This window comes from Acinetobacter sp. YH01004 (genome assembly GCF_013420455.1).
Taxonomy (GTDB): Bacteria; Pseudomonadota; Gammaproteobacteria; order Pseudomonadales; family Moraxellaceae; genus Acinetobacter; species Acinetobacter towneri.
This window is the reverse complement of the sequence record NZ_VOXZ01000014.1, coordinates 1-24,544: the sequence shown is the minus strand read 5'-3', so window position 1 is coordinate 24,544 and position 24,544 is coordinate 1. Positions and strand designations below refer to the sequence as shown.

Genomic DNA, 24,544 nt, shown 5'->3' with positions numbered 1-24,544 from the left:
GTCACTTACTCTACATTTCTTTTGGTCTGCCAGCCTCTCTAGCATATTCGGGGGCAATATCTTTAATCCAATCTTTTAATGATACTGAATGATTTGGTAATTGCTCACGATGTTCAGTTTGGTATAGCTCAGCATGCACTGTGATAGCCATTTCCTTGATTTTAATTTGATTATCTTTGTCTTGATTCCACAGAAAATTAGCTAAGGTCTTTGCTGCTATTTGAGCGTGTTCTTTTGCTCTGCTTTTTCCTTGTGGCTTTCGATTCTTGTATGAGTTTGATGTTTCCTTTCGGGTGTCATGGGAATTGGCTTCACGAATAGCTAGCACTCCGTCCGCAACTCTAGTTAATTGGGTATGTGTTAAAAAAATATCCTCCCTTGTAATAATTGGGTGATATATGTCCTCGTTATCTTCATTACGATAAGTAGAGTATTTGCGCGGTCTGGTGGGGTTTTCTTTGGTAATTGTATTGCGAATTGGGAAAATGCCTAGAATCTCTATTTCTTTAATTTCTTGCTCGCTAATATATTTTAGATATTTTTGTTTTAGAGGTGAATAACTTAGGAAATGAGACTGATTAGCAGCATCTGCATTTAAGTTGGTAATGTTTTCAAGCCCATAATTATTCACATCAGATTGCCCGAAGTGGTAAATTTTTTCTATTGAATAAGTATTGAGTTCAAGTAATGCTCCACCTATTATTTCAAAATTAATTATTTCCTCAGTAATTTCTTTAATGGTCGTACCCAGTTCGCGTTTATTTAGAAAATAAAAATTTATATCAACAAATACGCTTATGTCGCCACTAAAGTAAGCATGTAGTTTTAAGTCATAAACCAAAGCTATAGATAACAGTTTCTTTCTATCGTAGTAGTCAACTTTTAATATTCTATTTAATTCTTTGGCTGCTTGCTTAAGGGTGTAAAAAGGTGCTGGATTTTTAATATCATTCATTGTTATTCATGCCTCCCACAGCATCCCCCAAAAAAAAGCTGCTAAGCCAATCGGATGGGTGTCCGACTTTCGGGAGCTAACCTAGACTTAGCAATCTGAATATAATCTATATTTACCTATATTTGTGCATCTATTGGCTAGTAGTGCGACAAGCCTTGTCACTGTGCTTTTTTAAACTGAATAATGCTCTGATCTGCAACTTCTTCTAAATGATTGGCGTACCATTGCATCATACTTGCTCTGTCATCTAAATATTGAGCCTTGTTATATACGCCCGCCACACCGTCCTTTACGTGTGCCAGTGCTGCTTCAATATGGCGTTCATCAAAGCCACGATTGTTTAACAAGGTACTCGCAATATGTCTAAATCCGTGTGGGGTTTGTCTGCCCTCATAACCCATACGGCGCAAAGCCATAATGAAAACTGTGTCTGACTTTGGCTTGCTCTTGTCCGATCTGCTCGGAAATAAGTATTCAGAATTGGTTTCATAGCTTTGCAATTCTTTTAATAGGGTAGTGGCTTGAGTTGGCAACGGTACAAGATGCTCACGGCGTTTCTTCATACGTTCAGCAGGGATATTCCATAAGCCTTGCTCTAAATCAAATTCTTGCCACTTGGCTTGTCTTAGTTCAGTTGGTCGGCAAAACAACATAGCTAAAAGTTGCAAGCCTATACGCACATCCATAGTCGGATAATTATTGATAGCTCTTAACAGTGGGGGTAACTCAAGTTCGCTCACATGCAGCATGTTTTGCTTCTTGCCTTGCTGTAAGTATTTTTGAATGCCCTCAACTGGGTTGTAGTCCATACGTCCAGTGACTTTTGCAAAGTCGTAAATGTCACGACACATCGAGCGCATACGGTTCACTTGCTCAAAAATACCTTTCTCTTGCTGAATACTTTTTAACAAGTTCATCCATTCAATAGGCTTTATGGTGGTGTACAAGCGTTTCCCAAAAATTGGGAATATATGTTTTTCCAGTGCGCCTTTATTTCGGGTCATGGTGTCCTGTACCCATGATTCCTTTTTTGTGTCTAACCATTCTCGGGCTAAGACTTCAAAGGTAGCATTATTCTGCTCAAGCTCTTTTCGCTTGCGTTCTTGTTTGGTGATGATGGGGTTATCACCTTTTGAAATGTCACTTAAAAGTTCTTGCGCTTTTTTACGTGCTAACTGTCCTGATATTTCAGGATAGCCACCAATACCTAACCATGACCATTTACCATCAGCTTTTTTATATCGTAGTTGCCACGATTTATTACCATCAGGTTTGACACGGAAATATAAGCCGTTGCCGTCTAGCTCCCGATATTCTTTTAATTCAGGCTCAAGGGTTGCAAGTACGGTGTCTGCTAGTGGTCTGCGTTTTATGTCTGTTCGTTTCATTTTCTTGTATCCCTGCCAGTTCAATAAATATGAGGGGATACACGCTAGGATACATGGCATGTATCCCTATGGCTAGTTATATTTGGTTATGTTTAGGCAAGAAAAAAGGCTCAATCCCTTTAGAATCAAGCCTTTATCTTTTAAAACTTGGCATATTTTGCCATGTTTTGTTAGGTATATGGTGGAGGTGGCGGGAGTTGAACCCGCGTCCGCCAACACTACACTCGAGAATACTACATGCTTAGATATCGTCTATTGTTTTAACACTCTAAGACCCGACGAACAGGGTTTAAAGTGCGATCCTCTAAGTTTGGTATAAAGTCCCGAGGCTCAACTCTATACGGACTTGTGTGCGTGCGCTTCAGTCGGGTTCACTGACCACAAGTATTCAGTGAAGCGGACAAGCGGCCCTTAGGCAGCTAGAGCGTAAGATTCGTCGTTTGCGACTATTTTAATGCAAATTTGATTTACGAGAGAAAATGCGCTCTCGGCATGCATCTATGAGCTTCATCATCAGCGTCGAAGCCAATAACACCCCCATATCACAGCGCAATCATAGCATAGCTGGCAAAAATTACGATGTATTTTCTGCACAATTACACATTTCGATGCGCTTAGTTACATAATTGCGCTAATATTTTATTTTTCAAGTCAAACACAATAAAAAATATGAGTTATTTACTGGCACTCGATCAAGGCACAACTTCTAGTCGCGCCATCATCTTCAATGAACACGGACAAGTTCAGGCAACGGCACAACGAGAAACCCATATTCAGACCCCACATTCAGGTTGGGTGGAACAAGATGCCAAAGAAATCTGGTCAAATCAAATTGCAGTGGTGCAACAGGCATTGGCAACTGCAGATATTTTGGCCAAAGACATTTGCGCAATTGGAGTAACCAATCAACGTGAAACCACAGTAGTGTGGGATAAACGCACAGGCAAACCTCTAGCGCCCGCAATAATTTGGCAAGATCGTCGTGCTGCAGATTGGTGTCATCACCTGATTCAAAATAACCAGATGCAATTGATTCAACAAAAAACAGGTCTGCGTATCGATCCGTATTTTAGTGCAGGCAAACTGGTGTGGCTGCTTGAGCATGTCGATGGATTAAAAGCATTGGCACAGCAGGGGCATGTGGCTTTTGGCACCATCGACAGTTGGTTAATCTGGAATTTGACCCAAGGCGCAGAGCATGTCATTGAAGCGAGTAATGCTTCAAGAACGATGTTGATGAATTTACATCACCAAACTTGGGATGAAGAATTGCTGGAATTATTTCAAATTTCCGCATCAGTTTTACCTAAAATTATTGCATCCGACAGCTATATTGCAGATACCGCAACGGGTTTATTGGGGGCGAATATCCCAATTACAGGTATTTTAGGCGATCAGCAGGCGGCGTTGTTTGGGCAATCGTGCTTTGAAGTTGGTACAGCAAAAAATACCTACGGCACAGGCTGTTTTATGTTGTTTAATACAGGCAATCAGGTGCAATTTAGCCAAAATAAGTTACTCACTACTTTGGCGTGGCAATGTCAAAATCAAACCCATTTTGCCCTTGAAGGCAGTGTTTTTATGGCAGGTGCTGTAGTGCAATGGCTGCGCGATGGTTTGGGTATTATCCAAAAAAGCAGCGATGTGGAACAACTTGCCAATAGTGTAACTTCTAGCGATGGTGTAGTGCTAGTTCCTGCATTTACAGGGCTTGGTGCGCCACATTGGGACAGTGAAGCGCGAGCGCTTTTATGTGGAATGTCACGTGGCACCAACAAGGCACATATTGCCCGTGCTGCCTTGGAATCCATTGCATTTCAGGTGTCGGATGTACTCACTGCGATGCAATCCGATTTAGATCATCCACTGAAAGAGCTTCGAGTCGATGGTGGTGCTAGTCAAAATGATATGTTGATGCAATTCCAAGCCGATATTTTAAATGTGCCTGTGTTACGTCCTAAAATGTTGGAATCAACCGCTTGGGGAGCAGCAGCTATGGCAGGTTTAAAGGCGGGTGTATTTTCTGACTTATCTGAAATTTCAGCATCTTGGCAGTTAGATCGGGTATTTGAACCCCAAATGAATGAAGCAGAGCGTGCAGAACATTTAGCGCGTTGGCAACAAGCCTTAAAACGTGCTAAGTCAGACTTATAATCAGCGCTATTTCTAAAATAACGCTAAGTTGAAATAAATCTTTAAACCACAAGCCTCATCAGCAAAACTTTTGAGGCTTGTAGCTGTTTTTTCGTTACTTTGATCTTTTAGATTACGCCTTACATTGCCTCACGTTGAGCTTCATCTTCTAGATAACTTTCCAAAGAATCATCTAGTGCATAAAGCCATGGTGTGTGATGCGGTTTAGCCATTTTTCCTGTCATCACTGAGCGATAAACTTTATCTCTAAAGCCCATAATATTTTCTTTTTTATGCTTTTTCCATTGCATGAAAATATCGTGTACTGCATCAATATTGAAAGATGGATAGTCGGTCTGCGCAATCAGGCGTTTGATGTAATCCCCTTGAAAACGTGCAGATTGTTCATCGCTCATTAAGCGTTGTTCTTTTTCATGCAAGGTTTGGGTATGGCTTTGCATTTCCTCTATGCTTGGCAACGCAATTTTGCCCAAAATCACATCGCGGACAAACCATGCCTGCGCATCGAACATATTGAAGGTGTACCATTGATCTTGCATACCCAAATAGAACAAACGTGGATTCTTTTCCCAAACCACACCTTGATATAAACCTAGTGGATAAAGGCAGTTATGCGTTCTGAGGCGCAAGCCATCTTCAATAAACGGGAAGTGGTGTAAATAGCCCGTACATAAAATAATGGCATCAATTTTGGCCGATGTTCCATCACCAAAATAAGCAGTATTTTCATCTACACGCAGTAATTGTGGTTTTTCAGACCAGTTTTTGGGCCACTTAAAGCCCATGGCTTTACTGCGATAGCAACTGTAAATTTGTTTGGCGCCGTATTTATAACATTGCGAACCAATGTCTTCGGCAGAGTAGCTGCTGCCCACCAACAGCACTGATTTACCTTTAAATTCCAGTGCATCACGGAAATCATGCGCGTGTAAAATACGACCATGGAATTGATCAAAGCCTTCATAAACAGGGACACGCGGGGTAGAAAAGTGCCCAGAGGCCACCACAACATAATCAAACTGTTCTGAATAATGACGTTGCTGTGCGTAATCTTCGACATCAACCGTAAATTTTTGCGTCGCATCATCATAATGAATATGCTGAACGGCGGTATTAAAGCGGACTAAGTCTTTCACCTGTGCTTTTTCTGCACGACCTTGAATATAATCCCACAACACTGCGCGTGGCGGATAAGACGCGATTGGTTTTTTGAAGTGTTCATCAAAAGTATAATCGGCAAATTCTAGCGCTTCTTTAGGGCCATTTGACCATAAATAACGGTACATACTGCCGTGGACAGGTTCGCCATGTTCATCTATACCTGTGCGCCAAGTATAGTTCCAGAGTCCACCCCAATCATTTTGTTTTTCGAAACATACAATTTCAGGAACTTGTAGACCTTTGGCCTTTGCTGACTGAAACGCTCTTAATTGGGCCATGCCGCTTGGGCCAGCGCCAATAATTGCAATTCGATCCATTGCTATCTCCATTAGTTTTTGAGTTCTTAATTACTTCTCCAATTTTGAGTGACACAATTCAGGATTTTAAATATCCGCATTATAAAAATAAGCAAATACAATCCTAAATTTAGAGATCAAGTAGATCTTGTCAAAATAGGATGTGAATTAAAAAAATAGAAAAAATAAAACACACTAAAGACAGTAAAAATTGCTTAAGCAACTCATCTTTATAAAAAAATGTGTTTTACAAGAAGCATGATCTTATCATAATTTTTGATTAATTTTGGTTTTGCTTAGTTGTAAAAGTGAATTTAAAGTCATTGCTGTTGTTGTTTTGGTTTGATCAATTGGTATATTTTATTGATTTTTATAGAGAAAATAAGATGAAAATTTAAAGCTAATTTTTATCTCATTTTGCCCAATATAAAGGTGATTTTGATGAGATTGTTGCAAAATCTACAATGATATACAGAGGATTGAAAACTGAATCTTAGGCAACATTTTCAGAGAGCCATACCCGAAGTGGACTTCTGAAAAATTAAAAGGATGCTGTGATTGATAGGTGTAATGAAAGTTTAGTTTTTATAAGCCATGAAAGCAGTAGCGTATTTATCAAGCTTTATCTAATGATTGAATGTGCTTTGCGTACATTCAATCATTAAAGTTTGTGGCGACTCAGTAATTAAAGTTTACGCCACACCTTATTTTCATCTTCTAAAGAGACAGTAAAGTTAAATTCGTCGTCTACGGTAACCAAGTAGGAGTTAGGATTAACCAATAAAACTTTTAAAATTGTACCTTGCTCGAATTCAATTGGTGCGCAGTTTTCTTTACGTAGAACAATAGGTTCAAGTAGCTCAATAGCAATGTTTTCTGTTGGAGATTCCATACCGCACCCTAAATGAGTTATTTTTAATCAACTGTATTATATAGTAAATTGATGAATAATCTACACAAAATCGTAAATTTGTGTCGGGTTTAAATATTTTGTACTTGAATTGTTGGTCAAAAAATCGCAATAAATTTGCCCAATACTTCATAATTTGACATTTTAAAAATATAAGAAATTGAAATTTGATGTAATTTCTTAGATGAATGGCAAATGAACAGCGCAGTAAAATATAGCCGATTGATGAAATTTACAGTTTTCAGTATAAAAATAAAATTATTGCTGAAAAAACAGCGTATAAAGTATAAAAGTTAAAGTATCCATTCACGCTTTTTTAAGTGGTGAAGGCACTGGGTTTTACATTCCAATTTAAAAAATAAAGGCTTTTTGTCTGCATGTTTAAGTCATTTTTTCCAAATCCAAAGTGGTTTTTTATTTCATTGCTTGTTTGGTTCACCATTAATCTGGCTTTGTGGTATTCAGGCGGTAGCGCATGGGGCAGTTGGATTGGCTTCCCACAAGGTTATGCCGAAGCAACATTACCCATTGATGTCAGTCGTTTTTGGTCACCTGCATTTTTATGGTTTTATTTCTGGTTTTTTGTATCAACCACTATTTTTGCCACCTTTTGGAAATTTAAATCTAATAACCCGTGGCAGCGTTGGTCGGTATGGGGATCGGCATTCATCCTGTTCAATATTTGGTTTGGGGTACAAGTCAATGTTGTGGTGAATGCTTGGTACAACCCATTTTATGACCTGATTCAAAAAATGCTCAGTAGTGGTGGTGGAGATGTCAATGAGCTCTATACAGGCGTGCTGACCTTTTTATACATCGCCATGGTGGCTGTGACCTTAATGGTTTTGAACTTGTTTTTTGTCAGTCACTATGTCTTCCGTTGGCGTACGGCAATGAATAATTATTACACCGCACATTGGGAAAAACTCAGACATATTGAAGGTGCATCACAGCGTATTCAAGAAGATACCATGCGTTTTGCCAGAACCATGGAAACTTTAGGGGTGAATTTAGTCGAAGCCCTAATGACTTTGTTGGCATTTTTACCTGTGCTGTTTAGTTTGTCTGTGCATGTCAAAGCCTTGCCTATAATTGGGGAAATTCCGTATGCCTTAGTGTGGGCGGCTGTTGGCTGGGCAGTATTTGGTACGGTGGTGTTGATGGTGGTGGGTGCAAAACTTCCAGGTTTGGAATTTAACAACCAAAAAGTCGAAGCTGCATATCGTAAAGAACTGGTTTATGGTGAAGATCATCCAGAACGTGCCGATCCGCTGAGTTTAAAAGAACTGTTTAGCAAGGTGCGCTTTAATTATTTCCGTCTATATTTCCACTACGCCTATTTTAACTTGGTGCGTATTTGGTATATGCAATTAGACAATATTTACGGCTTATTTGTGTTATTCCCAAGCATTGCCGCAGGGGCAATTACCTTGGGCTTGATGATGCAAATCGCCAACGTATTTGGCAAAGTCCGTGAGTCGTTCCAGTACCTCATCGCGTCTTGGCCGACTATTATTGAGCTCTTGTCTATTCATAAGCGTTTAAAAGCATTTGAATCGACCTTGGATCAATAGTTTTGATGGCGACATTCATAAGTGTTGTGGATGTCGCGTTCGAATGTTTAGAGTGGTGACTGCCAAATATAAATTGATCTGAACAGTTGTATAAAAATAATACTGGTGCTAGTGTTCAAAATCATAAAAAACTGTGATGAATTGGATTGTTTTATAAAAATATCAAACTTGATTCAAATAAAATTATGATTAATTAACTATAAAATCAAGGTGTTGTATTTGTTATTTTGCCCCAATTCATATATTTTCATTGATATAAAAACAATTGAGAATTGAGACGTGACCTGCAAAAAATTACTCTTGATTGGGGGAATTGGCAGCCTATTATTTGGTTGTGCAACAGTTGATCAATTTAGCCCAAATTCGGTGAAGCATTTTGCATCTGCACAAGAACTGATTGTTCAAAAAAACTTAAATCAGCCCAGTGGTGCTGCTAAAGAATATGTCTATTATTGGGGGCCACAGCGCAAAGATCAGCCTGCTGAATCTATGATTCCACGTAAATATATGGGCAGCTATTGTCAGTCACAAAATGGACGCTTAACGCTGGCCTATAAAAGCTCAATGAGTTTAGTCAAAAATGCATGGTCTAAAAAACTACTCAATACTTATCGAGATGTAAAACAGGGGATTGGGGCATACCGCTGTGTAGGTAGTCAGGGTGATAGTTGGATTGTCTCAATTGAGCCTGTGGCAGAGCGCCAGTCGGAACAGCGTGGTGAAGCGCGAGTGGTGAGTTTGGTCACTAAAATAATGTCTGAAGATGAAGCGCGACGTTTTTACCGAGCGGTTTCTACATCTGCAAAGACTGCACCTAAAGCAGCTCCAAGTAATCCAAAAACAACAAATGCAACTAAAGTTGCTGAAGTGAAAGAAAAACCTGAAGAGAAAAAAGAGCCTGTAGTTGCATCATTAAAAACAGCTCCACCACGTGTGGTTGAAACACCACAACAGCAACAGACACGTTTATATGTCGCTGCGCGTCGTGATTTAAATAGTGGGCGTAATCAGATTAATGCCTGTAATAATGCACAACGTGCTTATAACTATGGCAAGTTACAGGGCGCAGAGGGTACACGTATTTATACAGAATCTGGTATGTTGGTGGCACGTTGTTTAACGGGTGTTTCGAGTTATCGGAGTCGTTTTCCAAATTCAGATGCACAGGCAAAACGTATTTTGCAGAATTTAGCCAATAATTATAATCATGCAGGGGCTAAGAATATGTTAAGAGGCATGAAGTGAGGGTAACTCTCACTTGCAAAGCCAACTTTTAATTTTAAATTTTTAATTTTATGTAAATTTGTTTATGTCCACTATCAAAAATACGTTCGTCATAGTCAAAAATATTTGTATGACTTTTAATCAAATCAACAACTTTTTTAAAGCCATAGTTTCTGGGATCAAAGTCATTTTGTAAAAGTTTCCATTGCGATGTGAATGAAGAAGCAGGAATCCATTCAGTATCATGATTGTCAAAAATTTGTTTAATAATATGTAGTGGTAGTTTCTGCGCTGAAGTGGTGTTGTTTAAGACTTCAGTTTTACTAGAGGGTTGAGGATGCTGTTCTTTCTTCGTTTCAATCAAAGGGAGTTCTTTAATTTGAGGTTCTTCATATCCACTTAGGTTCTCGACATAGGTGAAGTGAGAACAAGCATTTCGGAAGGCTTCGGGCGTTTGTTTCTTGCCAAATCCATAAACGGTGGCCCCTTGCTCTTTAATGCGTATTGCTAAGGCTGTAAAGTCACTGTCACTTGATACAAGGCAGAAGCCATCAAAACGGTCTGTATAAAGTAAATCCATTGCATCAATAATCATAAAACCATCGGTTGCATTTTTACCTGTTGTATAAGCAAATTGCTGCATAGGTTTAATCGCTAAATTATTAATAGCTTGCTTCCAACTACCATTTTGACTGACAAAGTTACCATAAATACGTTTTACCGTTGCCTCACCGTATTGAGTGATCTCATTTAAAATATTTTCAATATCTTTTGCAGAAGCATTATCTGCATCAATTAATACTGCTAATTTTGCTGTTTTTTCTTCTGAAACATTAAAGATCGTTTTTAAAACCATTATTTTCTCTAAAAATAAAACCCTACACAAGGTAGGGTCTTTATCTCATAAAAACAAAGAATTAGTCAATTAATCAACCAATCATATTCTTCATCAATTTATTCACCTGTGTAGGGGAATCCGACAAACTTAATCTTTGGCTTTCCATGAGTACTTTATAGGGTTACTAGCCCCTTTTTTTCTGAACTTTTCAGGAATTCTTTTGCCTAAATACTTGGTCTGAAATTCTGGAGGTGCATTTTTCCCAGTGAACCCATATCTTTTTGAGCGTGTTTCGTGATTATAGACATCCTCACCCAACAGCATAAAGTTCGGGAAGTTTTCTTGTGTGGCTTCTAACCATTGTTCAGCCACAAATACGCCTTTGATCACACCTTGTACCGTGGCTAAAATTATTTTTGCTTTATTGGCTTCTGAAGGAGTAAGTTTCCATGCAAATCTAACTGCATCATATACGCCACGTTCTAAAGCAGTTCTATTAATTGAAATCAATAGAGCATCATCTGTAATTTCTACGGTTTCAGTTTGATATGCTGTAACAATTTCATGAATATTAGCTACTCCATATTCATTACTACCTTTGCCATTCATAATATTTGTTAGACCTGAATAAGCATCAATTAATGAAGCCTCAACAACTTCAGCCATATTTTTGCTTTCTAAAGCATGGCGATGAATAATATGGATAACATCTAAACCCGATAATTGAATATCTCTGATCTGTTTCATTTTTAAACTAAGAAGATCTTCTTCTGCATCTTTATCAGTTAGTAGCCCATTTACATGATCAAATATACGATTGTTAAGTCCACGACCGATGTAAAAGGTCGAACCATCTCTTGGATCGACTAATCGATAAACATACCATTTAAGATTTTCACAGACTTCTGGACTGAATTTTTCTATTTTCATTTTATTAACCGTAAAAAAACCCTACATAATGTAGGGTTTTTATCTCATAAAAACAACGAATTAGTCAATTAATCAACCAATCAATTTCTTCATCAACTCATTTACTTGTGCAGGGTTGGCTTTGCCTTTCGCAGCTTTCATTACCTGACCAACAAGACCGTTAAAGGCTTTCTCTTTACCAGATTTATACTCTTCAACCATCTTCTCGTTCGCAGCAAGTACGTCTTTAATAATTGCTTCAATTGCGCCTGTATCTGTTTCCTGCTTTAAGCCTTTTTCAGCAATGATTTCGTCCGCAGATTTGCCTTCTTCCCACATAAAGCCGAATACTTGCTTCGCGATCTTACCGTTAATTGTGTTGTCCACAATACGCGCGATCATACCGCCAAGTTTTTCCGCAGATACAGGAGAATCAGCCAAATCTAAGCCTGCTTTGTTCAAAGCACCTGAGAATTCACCCATTACCCAGTTTGCTGCAATTTTACCGTGTGCCGCACCACCTGCTGCAGCAACCACAGCTTCGTAAAATTCAGACATTTCACGAGTAAGCGTTAAAACGTGAGCATCGTATTCAGTCACAGCAAAGTCTGCTACAAAACGTGCACGACGTGCCGCAGGCAATTCAGGCATAGTGGCTTTAATTGCTTCAATTTGCGCATCTGGAATAACCACAGGCAACAAATCTGGATCAGGGAAGTAGCGGTAATCGTTCGCTTCTTCCTTCGAACGCATTGAACGCGTTTCCATCTTCACAGGGTCAAACAAACGTGTTTCCTGATCAATGGTGCCATCCCATTCCAAGATTTCCATTTGACGTTCAATTTCAACATTGATTGCCTGTTCAATGAAACGGAATGAGTTCAGGTTTTTCAATTCACAACGTGTACCGAAAGGTTGTCCCGGACGGCGTAATGACACGTTACAGTCGGCACGGAATGAACCTTCAGCCATGTTACCGTCAGAAATACCTAACCAACGTACCAGTGTATGAATCGCTTTAATATAAGCTACGGCTTCTTCAACCGAACGCATATCGGGTTCAGATACAATTTCAAGCAAAGGCGTACCTGCACGGTTGAGGTCAATACCTGACATGCCTTCAAATTGATCATGAATCGACTTACCCGCATCTTCTTCAAGGTGTGCACGGGTTACGCCAATGCGTTTGGTCGTGCCATCTTCAAGTTGGATGTCGATATGACCCAAACCGACAATGGGGTTGTCCATCTGGCTAATTTGGTAGCCTTTAGGCGAGTCAGGGTAGAAGTAGTTTTTACGCGCAAACACAGACGCTTGGTCGATGTAGGCATCAATACCTAAACCAAAACGGATTGCCAAATCCACCACTTCTTTATTCAACACAGGCAAGACGCCCGGCATAGCTAAATCAACAAGGCTGGCTTGCGTATTTGGGTCTTGACCAAATTCGGTTGATGAACCTGAGAAGATTTTAGAATTGGTTGCAAGTTGCGTGTGAATTTCAATCCCAATTACGACTTCCCAGCCATCAATCAGGTTTGATTTCGCTTTCTTTTGATTGCTCGCCATTATGCATTCTCCTCAGCAATTGCCGCGCGTTTGCTATGCCAGTCTGTCGCTTGTTGGTATTGATGTACCACAGATAGCAGTTGTGATTCAGACCAGTAGTTGCCAATCAGTTGTAAACCAACAGGCAAGTTGTCTTGGTCAAAACCAACAGGCGCACTAATTGCTGGTAAGCCTGCCAAGTTCACCGCAATGGTGTAAATATCGCCCAAATACATTTCAACAGGGTCTAAAGATGCGCCAATTTTATATGCAGTGGTTGGTGCAGTCGGTGCAGCAATTACATCTACCTGTTCAAAGGCTTTTAAGAAGTCTTGCTGAATTAAACGACGCACCTTTTGCGCTTTCACGTAATAGGCATCGTAATAACCTGCAGAAAGGGCATAAGTACCAATCAAGATACGACGTTGTACTTCTGCACCAAAACCTTCAGAACGCGAGCGTTTGTAGAGGTCTAAAATATCTTGAGGATTTTCTGCACGGTAGCCATAACGCACACCATCGTAACGAGAAAGGTTAGATGATGCTTCTGCAGGGGCAATCAGATAGTAAGTTGGCACGTAGCTTTCAGTCATGTTGAGATCAATCTCAACCAATACTGCGCCCAATTCTTCTAATTTTTTTAGTGATTCTTCAACACGTGCTTTCACCGCAGCATCTAAACCAGCCACATTGAAGTATTGTTTCGGAATACCAATGCGTAAGCCTTTGAGCGTTGTTGCATTCAGGTTCGCCACATAATCTTCAACCGCTTTATCCATAGAGGTTGAGTCTTTGGCGTCATGACCAGCCATTACATTCATTAAATATGCGCAGTCTTCTGCAGAGCGTGCCATTGGGCCTGCCTGATCTAAAGATGATGCATAAGCGATGATGCCGTAACGTGAAACACGTCCGTAAGTTGGTTTGAGACCAGTCAAACCACAGAAAGACGCAGGCTGACGGATTGAACCACCTGTATCTGTACCTGTAGCAAATGGTGCAAGGTCAGCCGCCACGACAGCAGCAGAACCACCTGACGAACCACCCGGTACATGGTCAAGTGCCCATGGGTTTTTGGTCGCGCCATAGAACGAACTTTCAGAGGTTGAACCCATTGCGAATTCGTCCATGTTCACTTTACCCAAAGTGACCAAACCTGCATTTTTACCTTGTGCCACCACAGTTGCGTCATAAGGCGAGATAAAATTGTCCAGCATTTTTGAACCCGCAGAGGTTTTAATGCCTTGGGTACAAAAAATATCTTTATGTGCAACAGGAATACCTGTCAGTGCTGTCGCTTGACCCGCCTGACGTAATGCATCGGCTGCATCCGCCTGTGCCAGTGCTACTTCATTGGTCACGGTGACATAAGAGCGCACTTGCGGATCAATTTTGGCAATACGTTTTAAATAATGTTCTGTTAGTTCGCGAGAGGAGAATTTGGCTGCCGCTAAACCCTCAGAGATTTCACGAATCGATAAGCGATGTAAATCTGTCATGAGAAAAATTCTTTTACCTTTTTATGAAGTCAAAATGTAACAGCCGAATAAATTATTCAATCACACGTGGAACAAGGTACAAGCCATCCTGAACTGCAGGGGCAACAGCTTGATATTGCTCACGATGATTCTGTTCGGTTACGACGTCTTCACGTAATGGTTGAGGGTGGTCAAATGGGCTTTTTAAAGGCTCAACGTCATCGGTATTTATGCCTTTTAAGCTTTCCATCATGCCTAAAATTTTATTTAGACTTTGAGCATACTCAGCAGATTGCGTATCATTGAGTTTAAGACGAGCAAGATGGGCAATTGCTGAAACTGTTTGTGCATTTAAATCTGCAGAATGCTGAGCATCCGAGGTAGACATAACATCACCTAAAATCAGTATTAATAAAAAATTTCAAAATATCGTGCGTTATAATAAGCGATTGACTTGTTCAACGCACCACATTTAGTTAAAGTTGCCAACTTGCGTCCACATAAAGTTTAATCGAGAACGACTCCGTGATTCTAAAACGACTAATTGGCTTGTTTTCGCCAGACCTAGCCATTGATTTAGGTACAGCAAATACACTTATTTATGCGCCAGGACGAGGCATTATATTAAATGAACCGACAGTTGTGGCAATTCGTCACAGCGGTTCACAGAAAATTGTTGCCGCAGTCGGTCTTGATGCCAAACAAATGTTGGGTCGTACCCCTGCAAACATTTCTGCAATTCGCCCAATGAAAGATGGTGTTATCGCTGATTTTGAAGTGACTGAAACCATGCTGAACCAATTTATTGGCAAAGTGCATGAAAAACGTTTATTCCCACCTGCACCGCGTGTAGTGGTGTGTGTACCATGCAAATCTACTTTGGTAGAGCGCCGTGCCATTCGTGAAGCCGTGTTTAATGCGGGCGCACGTGATGTACGTTTAATTGAAGAGCCAATGGCAGCAGCAATTGGTGCAGGTATGCCTGTCGAGCAAGCTTGTGGCTCAATGGTGGTAGATGTTGGTGGTGGCACGACAGAAATCGCGATTATTTCATTACAAGGTTGTGTTTATTCAGATTCATTGCGTATTGGTGGCGATGTGTTTGATGAGCAAATCATTAACTACGTGCGCAAGGCACATGGTTGTGTGATTGGTGAAACCACAGCAGAAACTATTAAGAAAGAAGTTGGCATGGCATTGCCAGATGAAGGTGCTAAACCACTGGAAATTGAAGTGCGTGGTCGTAACTTGGCAGAAGGTGTGCCACGTGCCATTACTGTAACTTCTGATGAAATTACCCAAGCTATTTCTGATCCGTTACAAAGCATTGTATCGGCAGTAAAATCTGCACTGGAACAAACTCCACCAGAACTTTCTTCCGATATTGCAGAGCGTGGAATTGTGCTCACCGGTGGCGGTGCGTTATTGCGTAACCTAGACAAGCTTTTGGCACAAGAAACTGGCTTGCCTGTGGTAGTCGCAGAAGAACCATTAACTTGCGTTACCCGTGGTGGTGGCAAGGTCTTGGAATTCTTTGATAATCCAAACCACGATATGTTATTTGTTGGCTAATACATAGGATTCGGCGGTGCAAACAAATCTGTTTTCCAGACAACCGCCATCTTTTCGCTCTTTTATAATTGCGGTCATTACTTGCTTGGTCATCCTGTTCTTTAACTGGCGTGTCCCGCATGTAATTCAACCTGCACGTGATGTTTTGTATGCGGCATATAATCCAATTTATGCCCTTGCAAGCTATCCTGTATTGTCGCGAGAATGGCTAAGTCAACAAAGTAAGTCTGAGGCTCAATTGCGTCGTGAAAATACCGCGATGCAGGCAGAGCTATTACAGGCTCAAGTCCGTTTGCAAAAATTGTCTGAACTCTCTGCAGAAAATACCCGCCTGCGTGGTCTACTCGATACGCCTCTAATCATTGATGGACGCATGGAAATTGCTGAAGTAATTGGTACCGATGCCGATCCTTTGCGCCACATTATTGTGATTAACCGTGGTTCACAAAATCAGCTCAAAGTCGGGCAAACCGTTTTGGATGATAAAGGCATTATGGGGCAGATCATTGCTGTGTATCCACACAGTAGCCGTGTCATGTTGCTTTCTGACAAAGAACACTCACTTTCAGTGCGTTTGGAACATACAGGCATGCGAGCCATTGTGTCGGGTACGGGCGATTTAGGGCGTTTGAAAATGGAATATGTACCGACCAGTGCCAATATTCAGGTTGGAGAGAAAGTCTATAGCTCAGGCTTGGGCGAGCATTTCCCTGCAGGATATTTGGTTGGAAGCATTGCCAAAATCAGCCGACATAATTCTGGTGAGTTTGCACAAATTGATGTGATGCCTGCAGCACAATTGGCGGGTGGTCATCATGTGGTGGTGCTGTTCTCAGAATCTTTAGCGAAGGAGCAGCCAAATGCCAATCGCTAAAATTGGACAAACCCGACTCGGACAAAACAAGAATAAAGATCCACTATTTCCGATTATTTTTTCTGTAATTGCTGCATCTGTACTCATGGTGTATCCGCTGTCTTATACAGGCTCGGGTTGGCGACCATTGTTTATGTTGATGGTGACCTTGTTTTGGGTGCTTGGGCAACCAACTTGGTGTGGTATTTGGTTTGCCTTTGGTACAGGCTTGTTTGCAGACTTGCTCCTCGATGCACCTTTGGGCATGAATGCCTTGAGTTTTGTGGTGATTACTTTTGTGGCGCGTTTCCTGACTCGTGAGCGCCGTATTATGACGTTTGCGAATTTATGGGTCATTAGTGTAATCGCAATTTTGGCTCACCTCGCCCTGATTTGGGTGATGCAAGTCATGGGTGGGATTCAGTTCCCATTTGCCCGTCATTGGCAACCTTTGCTGAGTAGTATTTTGCTCTGGCCTGTGCTGTATTATTTCTTGCGAAAATGGCGCATTTAATTCTTGCCTCAAGTTCACCGCGCCGTCGGGAACTCCTGCAACAGCTTGGGCTGGAATTTGAAATTTACAGTCCAGACATCGATGAATCTATTTTAGCGGGCGAAGATGTTGCCGCGTATGTTGAGCGGTTGGCATGTGCCAAAGCCGATGCGGTTTTACGGCTATTTCCTGATGCTATTGTGATTGCTGCCGATACCAGTCTAGGCGTAGATGGGCAGATTTTGGGCAAGCCAGAATCCAAAGCACATGCCTTTGCCATTTGGTCACAACTTTCTGGTCGAAAACATGATGTTTTTTCAGGGGTTTGTGTGCGTACAAAACAGAAAAAATCCAGTATAGTGGTACGTACACAGGTTGAATTTCAATCGCTTAGCCTAGATGATATGGAAAGCTACTGGGCAACAGGTGAGCCGATTGGAAAAGCGGGTGCTTATGCGATTCAGGGCATCGCAGCACGTTATATTCCGCGTATTGAGGGCAGTTATAGCAATGTTGTCGGCCTGCCACTCTATGAAACCGTACAGTTATTACAGACAGTTAAGGCACTAAATTAACTGCTGCACAAAAATTTTTATAATGTTTTGAGTTTTATTATGTCTGACGAGTTGTTGATTAACGTCACACCGATGGAGTGTCGGGTGGCGTTAATTCAAAACGGCACGGTCAATGAACTATTCGTTGAGCGTACAGCCAAGCGTGGTTTGGTGGGCAATATTTATAAAGGCAAAGTGGTGCGCGTGCTGCCAGGCATGCAAGCCGCTTTTGTCGATATTGGCTTATCGCGTACTGCTTTTTTACATATCAATGACATGATTTGGCCGCGCAGCCAACCTACACCGAATGTCTTTGAATTATTGCAGCCTGGGCAAATTCTGACCGTGCAAGTTATGAAAGATATGCTCGGTACTAAAGGTGCACGACTGAGTACTGATCTTTCCATTCCTTCGCGTTATTTAGTGTTAATGCCGTACGGTAGTCATATTGGCGTATCACAACGTATTGAATCGAGTGAAGAACGTGAGCGTCTACGCGGGATCATTGAAACCATTCAGGCTGAGCATAAACTGCCAGGCTCAGTGATTGTACGCACAGCAGCCGAAGGCGTCGATGAAGCGGCCTTAGTGCAAGATATGTGTTACTTGGCAAAATTGTGGGAATACATTCAGCGTAAACAAAAAAGCATTGCTGTGCCTTCTTTGATTTTTGAAGAGTTGCCGTTACCGCAACGCGTAATTCGTGATTTGGCGAATGATAACACCGCCAAAATTTATGTCGATTCTCGTGAAATTCACGCCAAATTAAAAGAATTTGTGGATGAGTTTGTGCCCAATATGCACAATCGCCTGATTCATTACCCAGGCGAGCGCCCACTGTTCGATTTATACAATGTCGAAGAAGATATTCAAAAAGCGTTGCAAACCCGTGTGGCATTAAAGTCAGGCGGTTATCTGATGATTGATCAGACCGAAGCCATGACCACCATTGATGTGAATACGGGTTCTTATGTCGGTGGTCGGACTTTAGAAGACACTGTTTTTAAAACCAATATGGAAGCGACACAGGTCATTGCCCGCCAGTTACGTTTGCGTAATTTGGGTGGCATCATCATTATCGACTTCATTGATATGCAAGAAGTACAGCATCGTGATGAAGTCTTGAGTCAGTTTGAGCGTATGCTTGAACGAGATCATGCCAAGACCAAAATTACCCAAGTGTCTGAACTGGGCTTGGTCGAGATGACCCGTAAACGCACCCGTGAATCATTAGAACATTTACTTTGTGAAGCCTGTCCAACTTGTCAGGGGCGGGGATATGTCAAAACAGCAGAGTCAGTGTGTTACGAAATTTTTCGAGAAATTTTAAGATATGCACGCGCATTTGAATCACAACGTGGCTTTACTGTCGTTGCACACCCATCGGTGATTGACCGATTGTTAACTGCCGAAGCGCCAGCAGTGGCGGATTTAGAGCACTTTGTCAGCCGTGTGATTAAATTTCAGGTGGAAAATTTATATACGCAAGAGCAATACGATATCATTCTGAGCTGAAATTGTAACAGGATATCGCTAAACAGTTGTTACATCTGAAATTTTACTTTTTTGAGTGAATTCTCAATACTAAGCATACAGAGTAGCCAAAGCCGAACATCTCCCTCGGTTTAGCAAATGAGGTATGTCATGGGTATGAGTAAAGTTGTGATTCAAAAGAGTTTAAAAGTATTAGATCGTAAAGTGACACATAACGGTTATATTGTGGATGAGCAAGGTAAAGAAACTCAAATTACCACTGCAATGGTTAGCGCAGTTTGTCAGCAATTATTAAAACAGTGTCGTACTATTCAAAAATAAGGGGCAGCAATTGCCCCTTAATTGATTCTATTGAATTATTTTTCTGATGGATTGACGTATCAATCCACGATTTTATTGACCCCTTCAGGCGCATCAATAATCTGTTCAAAGCGCTGAATTTCATCTTCTAAGTGTTGCAATAAGTTTTGCATTTTCGGTAAGGCATGACGACAAGCAGTTAAACCAACTTCTAATTTGTCTAAATAGCTGGTCATGGTAATGTTTAAAGCCTGTCCATCTAACACGATTGAAGCAGGGTATAGTGCATCTAGCTTTGCACCATTCCAATACAAAGGTTCACGTGGGCCAGGTACATTGGAAATAACCAAGTTAAAGGCCTGACGTTTTGGCATAATGCCTGACAAAATATTTAAACCAGCAGCGCCGTAAACAAAAGCACTATAGTTCATAATTTGATTGGCATTCATGCGCTTAAAACGCTGCTTGGCATTTTGTACACTGCGGCGCACAATTTTTAAACGCTCAAGCGGATCTTCTTTGTGCGTACCTAAGTTGGCTAAAATCATGGTGATTCGATTGGATACTTCAGAATCGTCATCACGAATAGAGGCAGGCACCATTGCAATAAGAGGTTTTTTAGGTAATGCATATTGGCTGAGTAAGTACTCACGCAATGCGCCTGAGCAAATTGCCAGCACCACATCATTAATGGTTACGCCTAAAGCTTTGGCAATACGGTGCAAACGTGCAAACTCAAAAGATTGAGCGGCAAAACGACGTGAGGCGCTCACACGTTGGTTTAAGATGGTGCTTGGTGCTTGGAAGCTGGAGACATAATCAGGATTACGTCCCATATCTTTGGCAACAGTTTGTGATACTTCATAAACTGCGCGAGGGGTTGCTTCAAACTGACCTTTAACCCCACCAAAAATTTTCTTTAAACGGCTGACTTTCGGTTCTTTCAGGCGTTTAGCACGCGGACCTTCCACACACCAAGGCGGTACAATTCTTTTTGCATTTTCGTCGTGCGAAAGGGATTTTTCCACCAAACGCATGCCAGCAATACCATCTACCATGGCATGATGAATTTTAAAGAACATTGCAAAACGATTATCTTCAATGCCTTCAATAATATGGCAAGTCCATAAAGGTTTGGCACGATCAATCAGTGAACTGTGTTCTTGTGAAATATACGTTAATAATTCACGAATGCGACCTGGTTTTGGCAAGGCAATATGACGGAAGTGATGATCGAGATCGAACTCTTCATCTTCATCCCAAAATAGACCATTGAGCTTATTGTTAAATGGTGCAATAGGCATTGACTTTGAATTGCGAATATCGGCAACCAAGTCTTGAATAAAAGTGTCTGGCGCATGTTCTGGAATTTGGAATAGGAATAATCCACCCACATGCATGGGCTGTTGACGTTTTTCGAGTGACAGGAAAATAAAATCAATAGGGTGTAATGGTCGCATATTCTGGATTGCCTCACTGCAATTTCTACGCCTGTTCTTTGCTGAATAGGCTTTTTAGAGTTATATAAGATTTAATTTCAGTATATCTTTTTTATCAAACAAATATAGTGATTTTTGCGCCATCATCCGTCAATAAAAATCACAGTAGGTGGGTGATTTTTATTGACCTTAATAGGGTAATAGGGTGGAGATTATTTGAGATTTCCTGCATGCAGACCGCATTCTTTGTGCGTTGCTTCTTCCCACCACCAACGACCTTCGCGTTCATGTTGATTTGGCAACACAGGGCGGGTGCAAGGTTCACAGCCAATTGAAATAAAACCTTCTTCATGCAAACGATTGTATGGAATTTCCATCATGCGAATGTAATTCCATACGTCACTGCTTGACCAGTTTGCCAGTGGATTGTATTTGATTAATTGTTTATCTGGACCTGAAAATCCTGCATCTGCTTGTACGACAGGAATATCTTGGCGTGTACCTGGACTTTGGTCTTTACGTTGACCTGTAATCCAGCCATCTAGTGTTGCCAGTTTTTTACGTAAAGGTTGAACTTTACGAATCCCACAACATTCTTGATGCCCATCTTCAAAAAAGCTAAATAAGCCTTTTTCTTGTACCAATTGTTGGACTGCTTCGGTTTCAGGAAAGCAAATTTCGATCTCAATATTATAATATTTGCGTACAGTTTCTAAAAATTGATAGGTTTCAGGATGCAAACGTCCTGTATCTAAACTAAATACACGAAATGGCAAACCTAAATTAGACGCCATATCAATCAGTACCACATCTTCTGCGCCAGAAAAAGAAATTGCAACTTCACCCTGCTGGTTCAAAGCAAGTTTTAAAATCTCGCTAGGCGATTTGTCTGCATATTCGGTTGCGAGTGCATCAACGATATCTATAGTTGGAATGGTGGTCATTATATGTTCCTAGCATTCGGCTTGGAGAAGCTAATCTTACTGAATTAAGCGCTTATTTTAATAGAATTGTCAAAACTCTATTATCACTAAAAAATAAATGCTTATGAACTAAATAGATTTAAAAAAGAACAAGGCAAAAACCGAATCTTCGGCTATGATAGTGAAAATTTTTATTGGTATTTTGGGAGAACCCATGGAAATCGTATGTCTTGATCTTGAAGGTGTGTTAGTTCCAGAAATTTGGATCAACTTTGCTAAAAAAACTGGAATTAAAGAACTAGAAGCAACTACACGTGATATTCCAGACTACGATGTGTTGATGACTCAGCGTTTAAATATTTTAAAGCAGCATGGCTTGGGCTTAAATGATATTCAGGCCGTGATTGCAGACATGGGGCCATTCCCAGGCGCGAAAGAGTTTGTAGAGTGGGTGAGCACACACTTCCAATTGATTATTCTTTCAGACACGTTCTATGAGTTTGCACATCCGTTGATGCAGCAATTGGGCTGGCCAACAATTTTCTGTCACAAATTAGAAACAGATGAAAATGGCATGATTACAGCATACAAATTGCGTCAACCCGACCAAAAGCGCCAGGCGGTTAAAGCATTACACGGTTTAAATTTCCGTGTAATTGCTGCAGGTGATTCGTATAACGATACAACGATGCTAGGTGAAGCGGACAAAGGTTTCTTATTTGATGCACCTGATAATGTGATCGCAGAATTCCCACAATTCCCTGCAATTCATGGTTATGCAGCATTAAAAGAAGCAATTCGTGGTGCTTCGGTACGAGATATTCCTGCTTAATCTGAAGCTGAATACAATAAAGGGCATCATTTGATGCCCTTTGTTTTTATGCAATATTAACAGTGCATTGATTTAGAAGCGGTAGCCAATATTTAATCCATATGCAACAGCGTAATTATTTTCAAACTTGCCTGCTTCCGTGTGTGCACCTGTGACGGCATCAGCATCACCTAACCAGAAGTATTTAAATCCTGCACCAATGAAATAATTTTCGGTAGGTGAGTAGCGAACACCTGTACCCACACTCCAGTAGCCTTCAGTTGGACCTAAGGTCGTAACAGGGTTGCCGGCACCAGAATCCCAGCCTACAGATACATTACCACCCCAACGATCATTGAACTTACGTCCTACACCAACAGTTGCAGAAATTTGGTCATCTTTATAGTCAATAAGGTTAAATCCATTGGGTTTGGTGGGTACATAACCAGCTTGGCCTAATATTTGAGTAAGCTTGCCAAATTTGTATGGTTGTACTTTAAAATTTGACCAGTCCACCCAGCGAAGGTTTGCAAATGCAACGGTGTTCGCCATAATTCCCGTTTGGAAATCTAGATTGACAGATTGTGGTGTTGTTAGTTGTGTTTTACCTGTAGTAGAACTAATTTGCGTCATAGTTGCATCTAGTGTAGGGATTTGGGTAAATCCTATTGCACCAAAGTTTTCATAAGCAGTCATTTCATGCTCAATTTCAGAGCGGTAAGTAACAGAAGCTTTAAGTGCGATTTCAGGGATTTGATAAGCAACACCCGCTAACCAACCCACAGACTCATCTTCACCTGTTTTAAAATCATAACCATTAAAGGCTGAATATGCAGTACCACGTAAAATAACAGTACCATCTACTGTCTGATATACAGCACCAGCATATAGATTCCAATTTTCATTAGGTTGATAACCCACTAACAGGTTTAAATTTTGGGTATCAACCACAACAGAAGTACTGCCTTGAAATGGTACAGGTCTACTTTCAACAAAATTATTGTTCCCAAAATATTCAGCATCGGCGCCAAAAGGTTGATCGTAAATTAAACCAATCGACACTTTGTTAGTTGCTTGAACTTTTAATGCAGCGTGTGGGAAGTAATAATCACCTGCCATGTCATCTGCTTGGTGTTTATCTTTGTCTTGACCAGATACATTTGGATCTAAAATAGAAATACCTGCTTCTGCATAATTACCCGGTTGTAAAAATGCAGCAATAGATTGACCGGAACGGTCTAAACCAGCAGCAAGCGCAGGTGTAAGTGGGAGAGTGCTAAGTAAAATAGCCGAATAAATTCTATTGAGCTTCATGGTCGTTCCCTGATGCTTTATGTAACAAAAAGTGCAGGAAAAGTAACACATTTGAAAAAAGAGTAAATGCTCAATTTCGCAGAATAAATGAACTGAATAAGTTATAAATAGCAGTTGATTAGAGTAAAAGTACTATTTTAAAGTCTTAAGTAAATGAATTTTATTAAATAATTTATTAGGGTGATGTTTGGGTAAATATGAGTTTAATTGCTTTAAATTTAAACATTAGTTAACCCGAATTACGGATAAGAAAAGCCCTTGAAAAAAAGGTAGTTAGAGCCATTTAGAAAGTTACGACACAACCCAAAGGCTCTAACTACCATGTACGATTTTACAGAAATTTTTTGTATTGTTGA

22 protein-coding genes and 1 other RNA gene are annotated in these 24,544 nt (G+C 40.7%); 10 read left to right on the top strand and 13 right to left on the bottom strand.

All coding sequences use genetic code 11. The features are described from left to right. Window positions 1–10: 10 nt before the first annotated feature. From FTT71_RS10135 to ssrA, 3 genes are all read right to left on the bottom strand, one after another. On the bottom strand, window positions 11–955 hold the full coding sequence (locus FTT71_RS10135) for a hypothetical protein (RefSeq protein WP_180044281.1): 945 nt from the start codon (window positions 953–955) through the stop codon (window positions 11–13). 158 nt (window positions 956–1,113) lie between these two features. Then, window positions 1,114–2,343 (bottom strand): tyrosine-type recombinase/integrase, encoded by a 1,230-nt coding sequence (locus FTT71_RS10130; protein WP_180044283.1) that lies wholly within the window; start codon window positions 2,341–2,343, stop codon window positions 1,114–1,116. Window positions 2,344–2,522: 179 nt separating this feature from the next. Beyond that, window positions 2,523–2,882, bottom strand: a transfer-messenger RNA (tmRNA) gene (gene ssrA / locus FTT71_RS10125). Window positions 2,883–3,012: 130 nt separating this feature from the next. Between ssrA and glpK the strand changes: the two genes are divergently transcribed. Next, window positions 3,013–4,497 (top strand): glycerol kinase GlpK, encoded by a 1,485-nt coding sequence (gene glpK, locus FTT71_RS10120; RefSeq protein WP_180160925.1) that lies wholly within the window; start codon window positions 3,013–3,015, stop codon window positions 4,495–4,497. A gap of 119 nt (window positions 4,498–4,616) precedes the next feature. Here the strand turns inward: glpK and FTT71_RS10115 are convergent, their stop codons facing one another. Both FTT71_RS10115 and FTT71_RS10110 read right to left on the bottom strand, forming a co-directional pair. Then, window positions 4,617–5,975, bottom strand: coding sequence for an NAD(P)-binding domain-containing protein (locus tag FTT71_RS10115; RefSeq protein ID WP_136144449.1), 1,359 nt, complete (start codon window positions 5,973–5,975; stop codon window positions 4,617–4,619). 664 nt (window positions 5,976–6,639) lie between these two features. Beyond that, on the bottom strand, window positions 6,640–6,846 hold the full coding sequence (locus FTT71_RS10110) for a hypothetical protein (RefSeq protein ID WP_004975391.1): 207 nt from the start codon (window positions 6,844–6,846) through the stop codon (window positions 6,640–6,642). A 395-nt stretch (window positions 6,847–7,241) separates the two neighbouring features. Here FTT71_RS10110 and sbmA point away from each other — a divergent pair, with 395 nt between their 5' ends. Next, a complete protein-coding gene (sbmA, locus tag FTT71_RS10105; protein WP_180160924.1) occupies window positions 7,242–8,438 on the top strand; it encodes a peptide antibiotic transporter SbmA in 1,197 nt (398 codons plus the stop codon). Window positions 8,439–8,717: 279 nt separating this feature from the next. After that, on the top strand, window positions 8,718–9,683 hold the full coding sequence (locus FTT71_RS10100) for a hypothetical protein (protein WP_154320431.1): 966 nt from the start codon (window positions 8,718–8,720) through the stop codon (window positions 9,681–9,683). A gap of 34 nt (window positions 9,684–9,717) precedes the next feature. Here the strand turns inward: FTT71_RS10100 and FTT71_RS10095 are convergent, their stop codons facing one another. The 5 genes from FTT71_RS10095 to gatC all read right to left on the bottom strand — a co-directional run bounded on the left by FTT71_RS10095 (window position 9,718) and on the right by gatC (window position 14,823). Beyond that, on the bottom strand, window positions 9,718–10,518 hold the full coding sequence (locus tag FTT71_RS10095; protein WP_019838361.1) for an NYN domain-containing protein: 801 nt from the start codon (window positions 10,516–10,518) through the stop codon (window positions 9,718–9,720). A gap of 129 nt (window positions 10,519–10,647) precedes the next feature. Then, window positions 10,648–11,430, bottom strand: a complete 783-nt coding sequence (locus FTT71_RS10090) for a hypothetical protein (protein ID WP_019838362.1) — start codon at window positions 11,428–11,430, stop codon at window positions 10,648–10,650. A gap of 72 nt (window positions 11,431–11,502) precedes the next feature. Beyond that, window positions 11,503–12,978 (bottom strand): Asp-tRNA(Asn)/Glu-tRNA(Gln) amidotransferase subunit GatB, encoded by a 1,476-nt coding sequence (gene gatB / locus FTT71_RS10085; protein WP_180160923.1) that lies wholly within the window; start codon window positions 12,976–12,978, stop codon window positions 11,503–11,505. Then, entirely contained in the window at window positions 12,978–14,456 is a 1,479-nt protein-coding gene (gatA, locus tag FTT71_RS10080; RefSeq protein ID WP_180060373.1) for an Asp-tRNA(Asn)/Glu-tRNA(Gln) amidotransferase subunit GatA, read from the bottom strand. The genes gatB and gatA overlap by 1 nt, the downstream gene beginning before the upstream one ends. A gap of 52 nt (window positions 14,457–14,508) precedes the next feature. Then, window positions 14,509–14,823 carry an Asp-tRNA(Asn)/Glu-tRNA(Gln) amidotransferase subunit GatC gene (gene gatC, locus FTT71_RS10075; RefSeq protein ID WP_004975405.1) on the bottom strand — a complete coding sequence of 105 codons (315 nt, stop codon included), beginning with the start codon at window positions 14,821–14,823 and terminating at the stop codon, window positions 14,509–14,511. Between the two features lie 137 nt (window positions 14,824–14,960). Between gatC and FTT71_RS10070 the strand changes: the two genes are divergently transcribed. The 6 genes from FTT71_RS10070 to FTT71_RS10045 all read left to right on the top strand — a co-directional run bounded on the left by FTT71_RS10070 (window position 14,961) and on the right by FTT71_RS10045 (window position 19,722). Beyond that, on the top strand, window positions 14,961–16,007 hold the full coding sequence (locus tag FTT71_RS10070; RefSeq protein WP_004975408.1) for a rod shape-determining protein: 1,047 nt from the start codon (window positions 14,961–14,963) through the stop codon (window positions 16,005–16,007). Between the two features lie 16 nt (window positions 16,008–16,023). Next, complete coding sequence (gene mreC, locus FTT71_RS10065) at window positions 16,024–16,881, top strand: rod shape-determining protein MreC (RefSeq protein ID WP_167846190.1); 858 nt, start codon at window positions 16,024–16,026, stop codon at window positions 16,879–16,881. Then, the gene (gene mreD, locus FTT71_RS10060) at window positions 16,868–17,374 is read left to right on the top strand and encodes a rod shape-determining protein MreD (RefSeq protein WP_154320436.1); all 507 of its coding nucleotides are present in this window, start codon (window positions 16,868–16,870) and stop codon (window positions 17,372–17,374) included. Before mreC ends, mreD begins: the two co-directional genes overlap by 14 nt. Then, entirely contained in the window at window positions 17,362–17,928 is a 567-nt protein-coding gene (locus FTT71_RS10055) for a Maf-like protein (RefSeq protein ID WP_004975413.1), read from the top strand. The genes mreD and FTT71_RS10055 overlap by 13 nt, the downstream gene beginning before the upstream one ends. Before the next feature lie 39 nt (window positions 17,929–17,967). Beyond that, on the top strand, window positions 17,968–19,422 hold the full coding sequence (gene rng, locus FTT71_RS10050) for a ribonuclease G (protein ID WP_104852376.1): 1,455 nt from the start codon (window positions 17,968–17,970) through the stop codon (window positions 19,420–19,422). A 129-nt stretch (window positions 19,423–19,551) separates the two neighbouring features. Then, entirely contained in the window at window positions 19,552–19,722 is a 171-nt protein-coding gene (locus FTT71_RS10045) for a PA1571 family protein (RefSeq protein ID WP_004975418.1), read from the top strand. Window positions 19,723–19,781: 59 nt separating this feature from the next. Here FTT71_RS10045 and FTT71_RS10040 read toward each other — a convergent pair whose 3' ends face one another. Both FTT71_RS10040 and FTT71_RS10035 read right to left on the bottom strand, forming a co-directional pair. Next, entirely contained in the window at window positions 19,782–21,161 is a 1,380-nt protein-coding gene (locus FTT71_RS10040) for a wax ester/triacylglycerol synthase family O-acyltransferase (protein WP_179994820.1), read from the bottom strand. Between the two features lie 191 nt (window positions 21,162–21,352). Next, entirely contained in the window at window positions 21,353–22,084 is a 732-nt protein-coding gene (locus tag FTT71_RS10035) for a phosphoadenylyl-sulfate reductase (RefSeq protein ID WP_136143848.1), read from the bottom strand. Between the two features lie 193 nt (window positions 22,085–22,277). On the opposite strand from FTT71_RS10035, the gene thrH reads away from it, so the two are divergent. Then, complete coding sequence (gene thrH, locus FTT71_RS10030) at window positions 22,278–22,895, top strand: bifunctional phosphoserine phosphatase/homoserine phosphotransferase ThrH (RefSeq protein WP_136143847.1); 618 nt, start codon at window positions 22,278–22,280, stop codon at window positions 22,893–22,895. A 72-nt stretch (window positions 22,896–22,967) separates the two neighbouring features. Here the strand turns inward: thrH and FTT71_RS10025 are convergent, their stop codons facing one another. Next, the gene (locus FTT71_RS10025) at window positions 22,968–24,188 is read right to left on the bottom strand and encodes an OmpP1/FadL family transporter (protein ID WP_004975428.1); all 1,221 of its coding nucleotides are present in this window, start codon (window positions 24,186–24,188) and stop codon (window positions 22,968–22,970) included. Window positions 24,189–24,544: the final 356 nt, after the last annotated feature.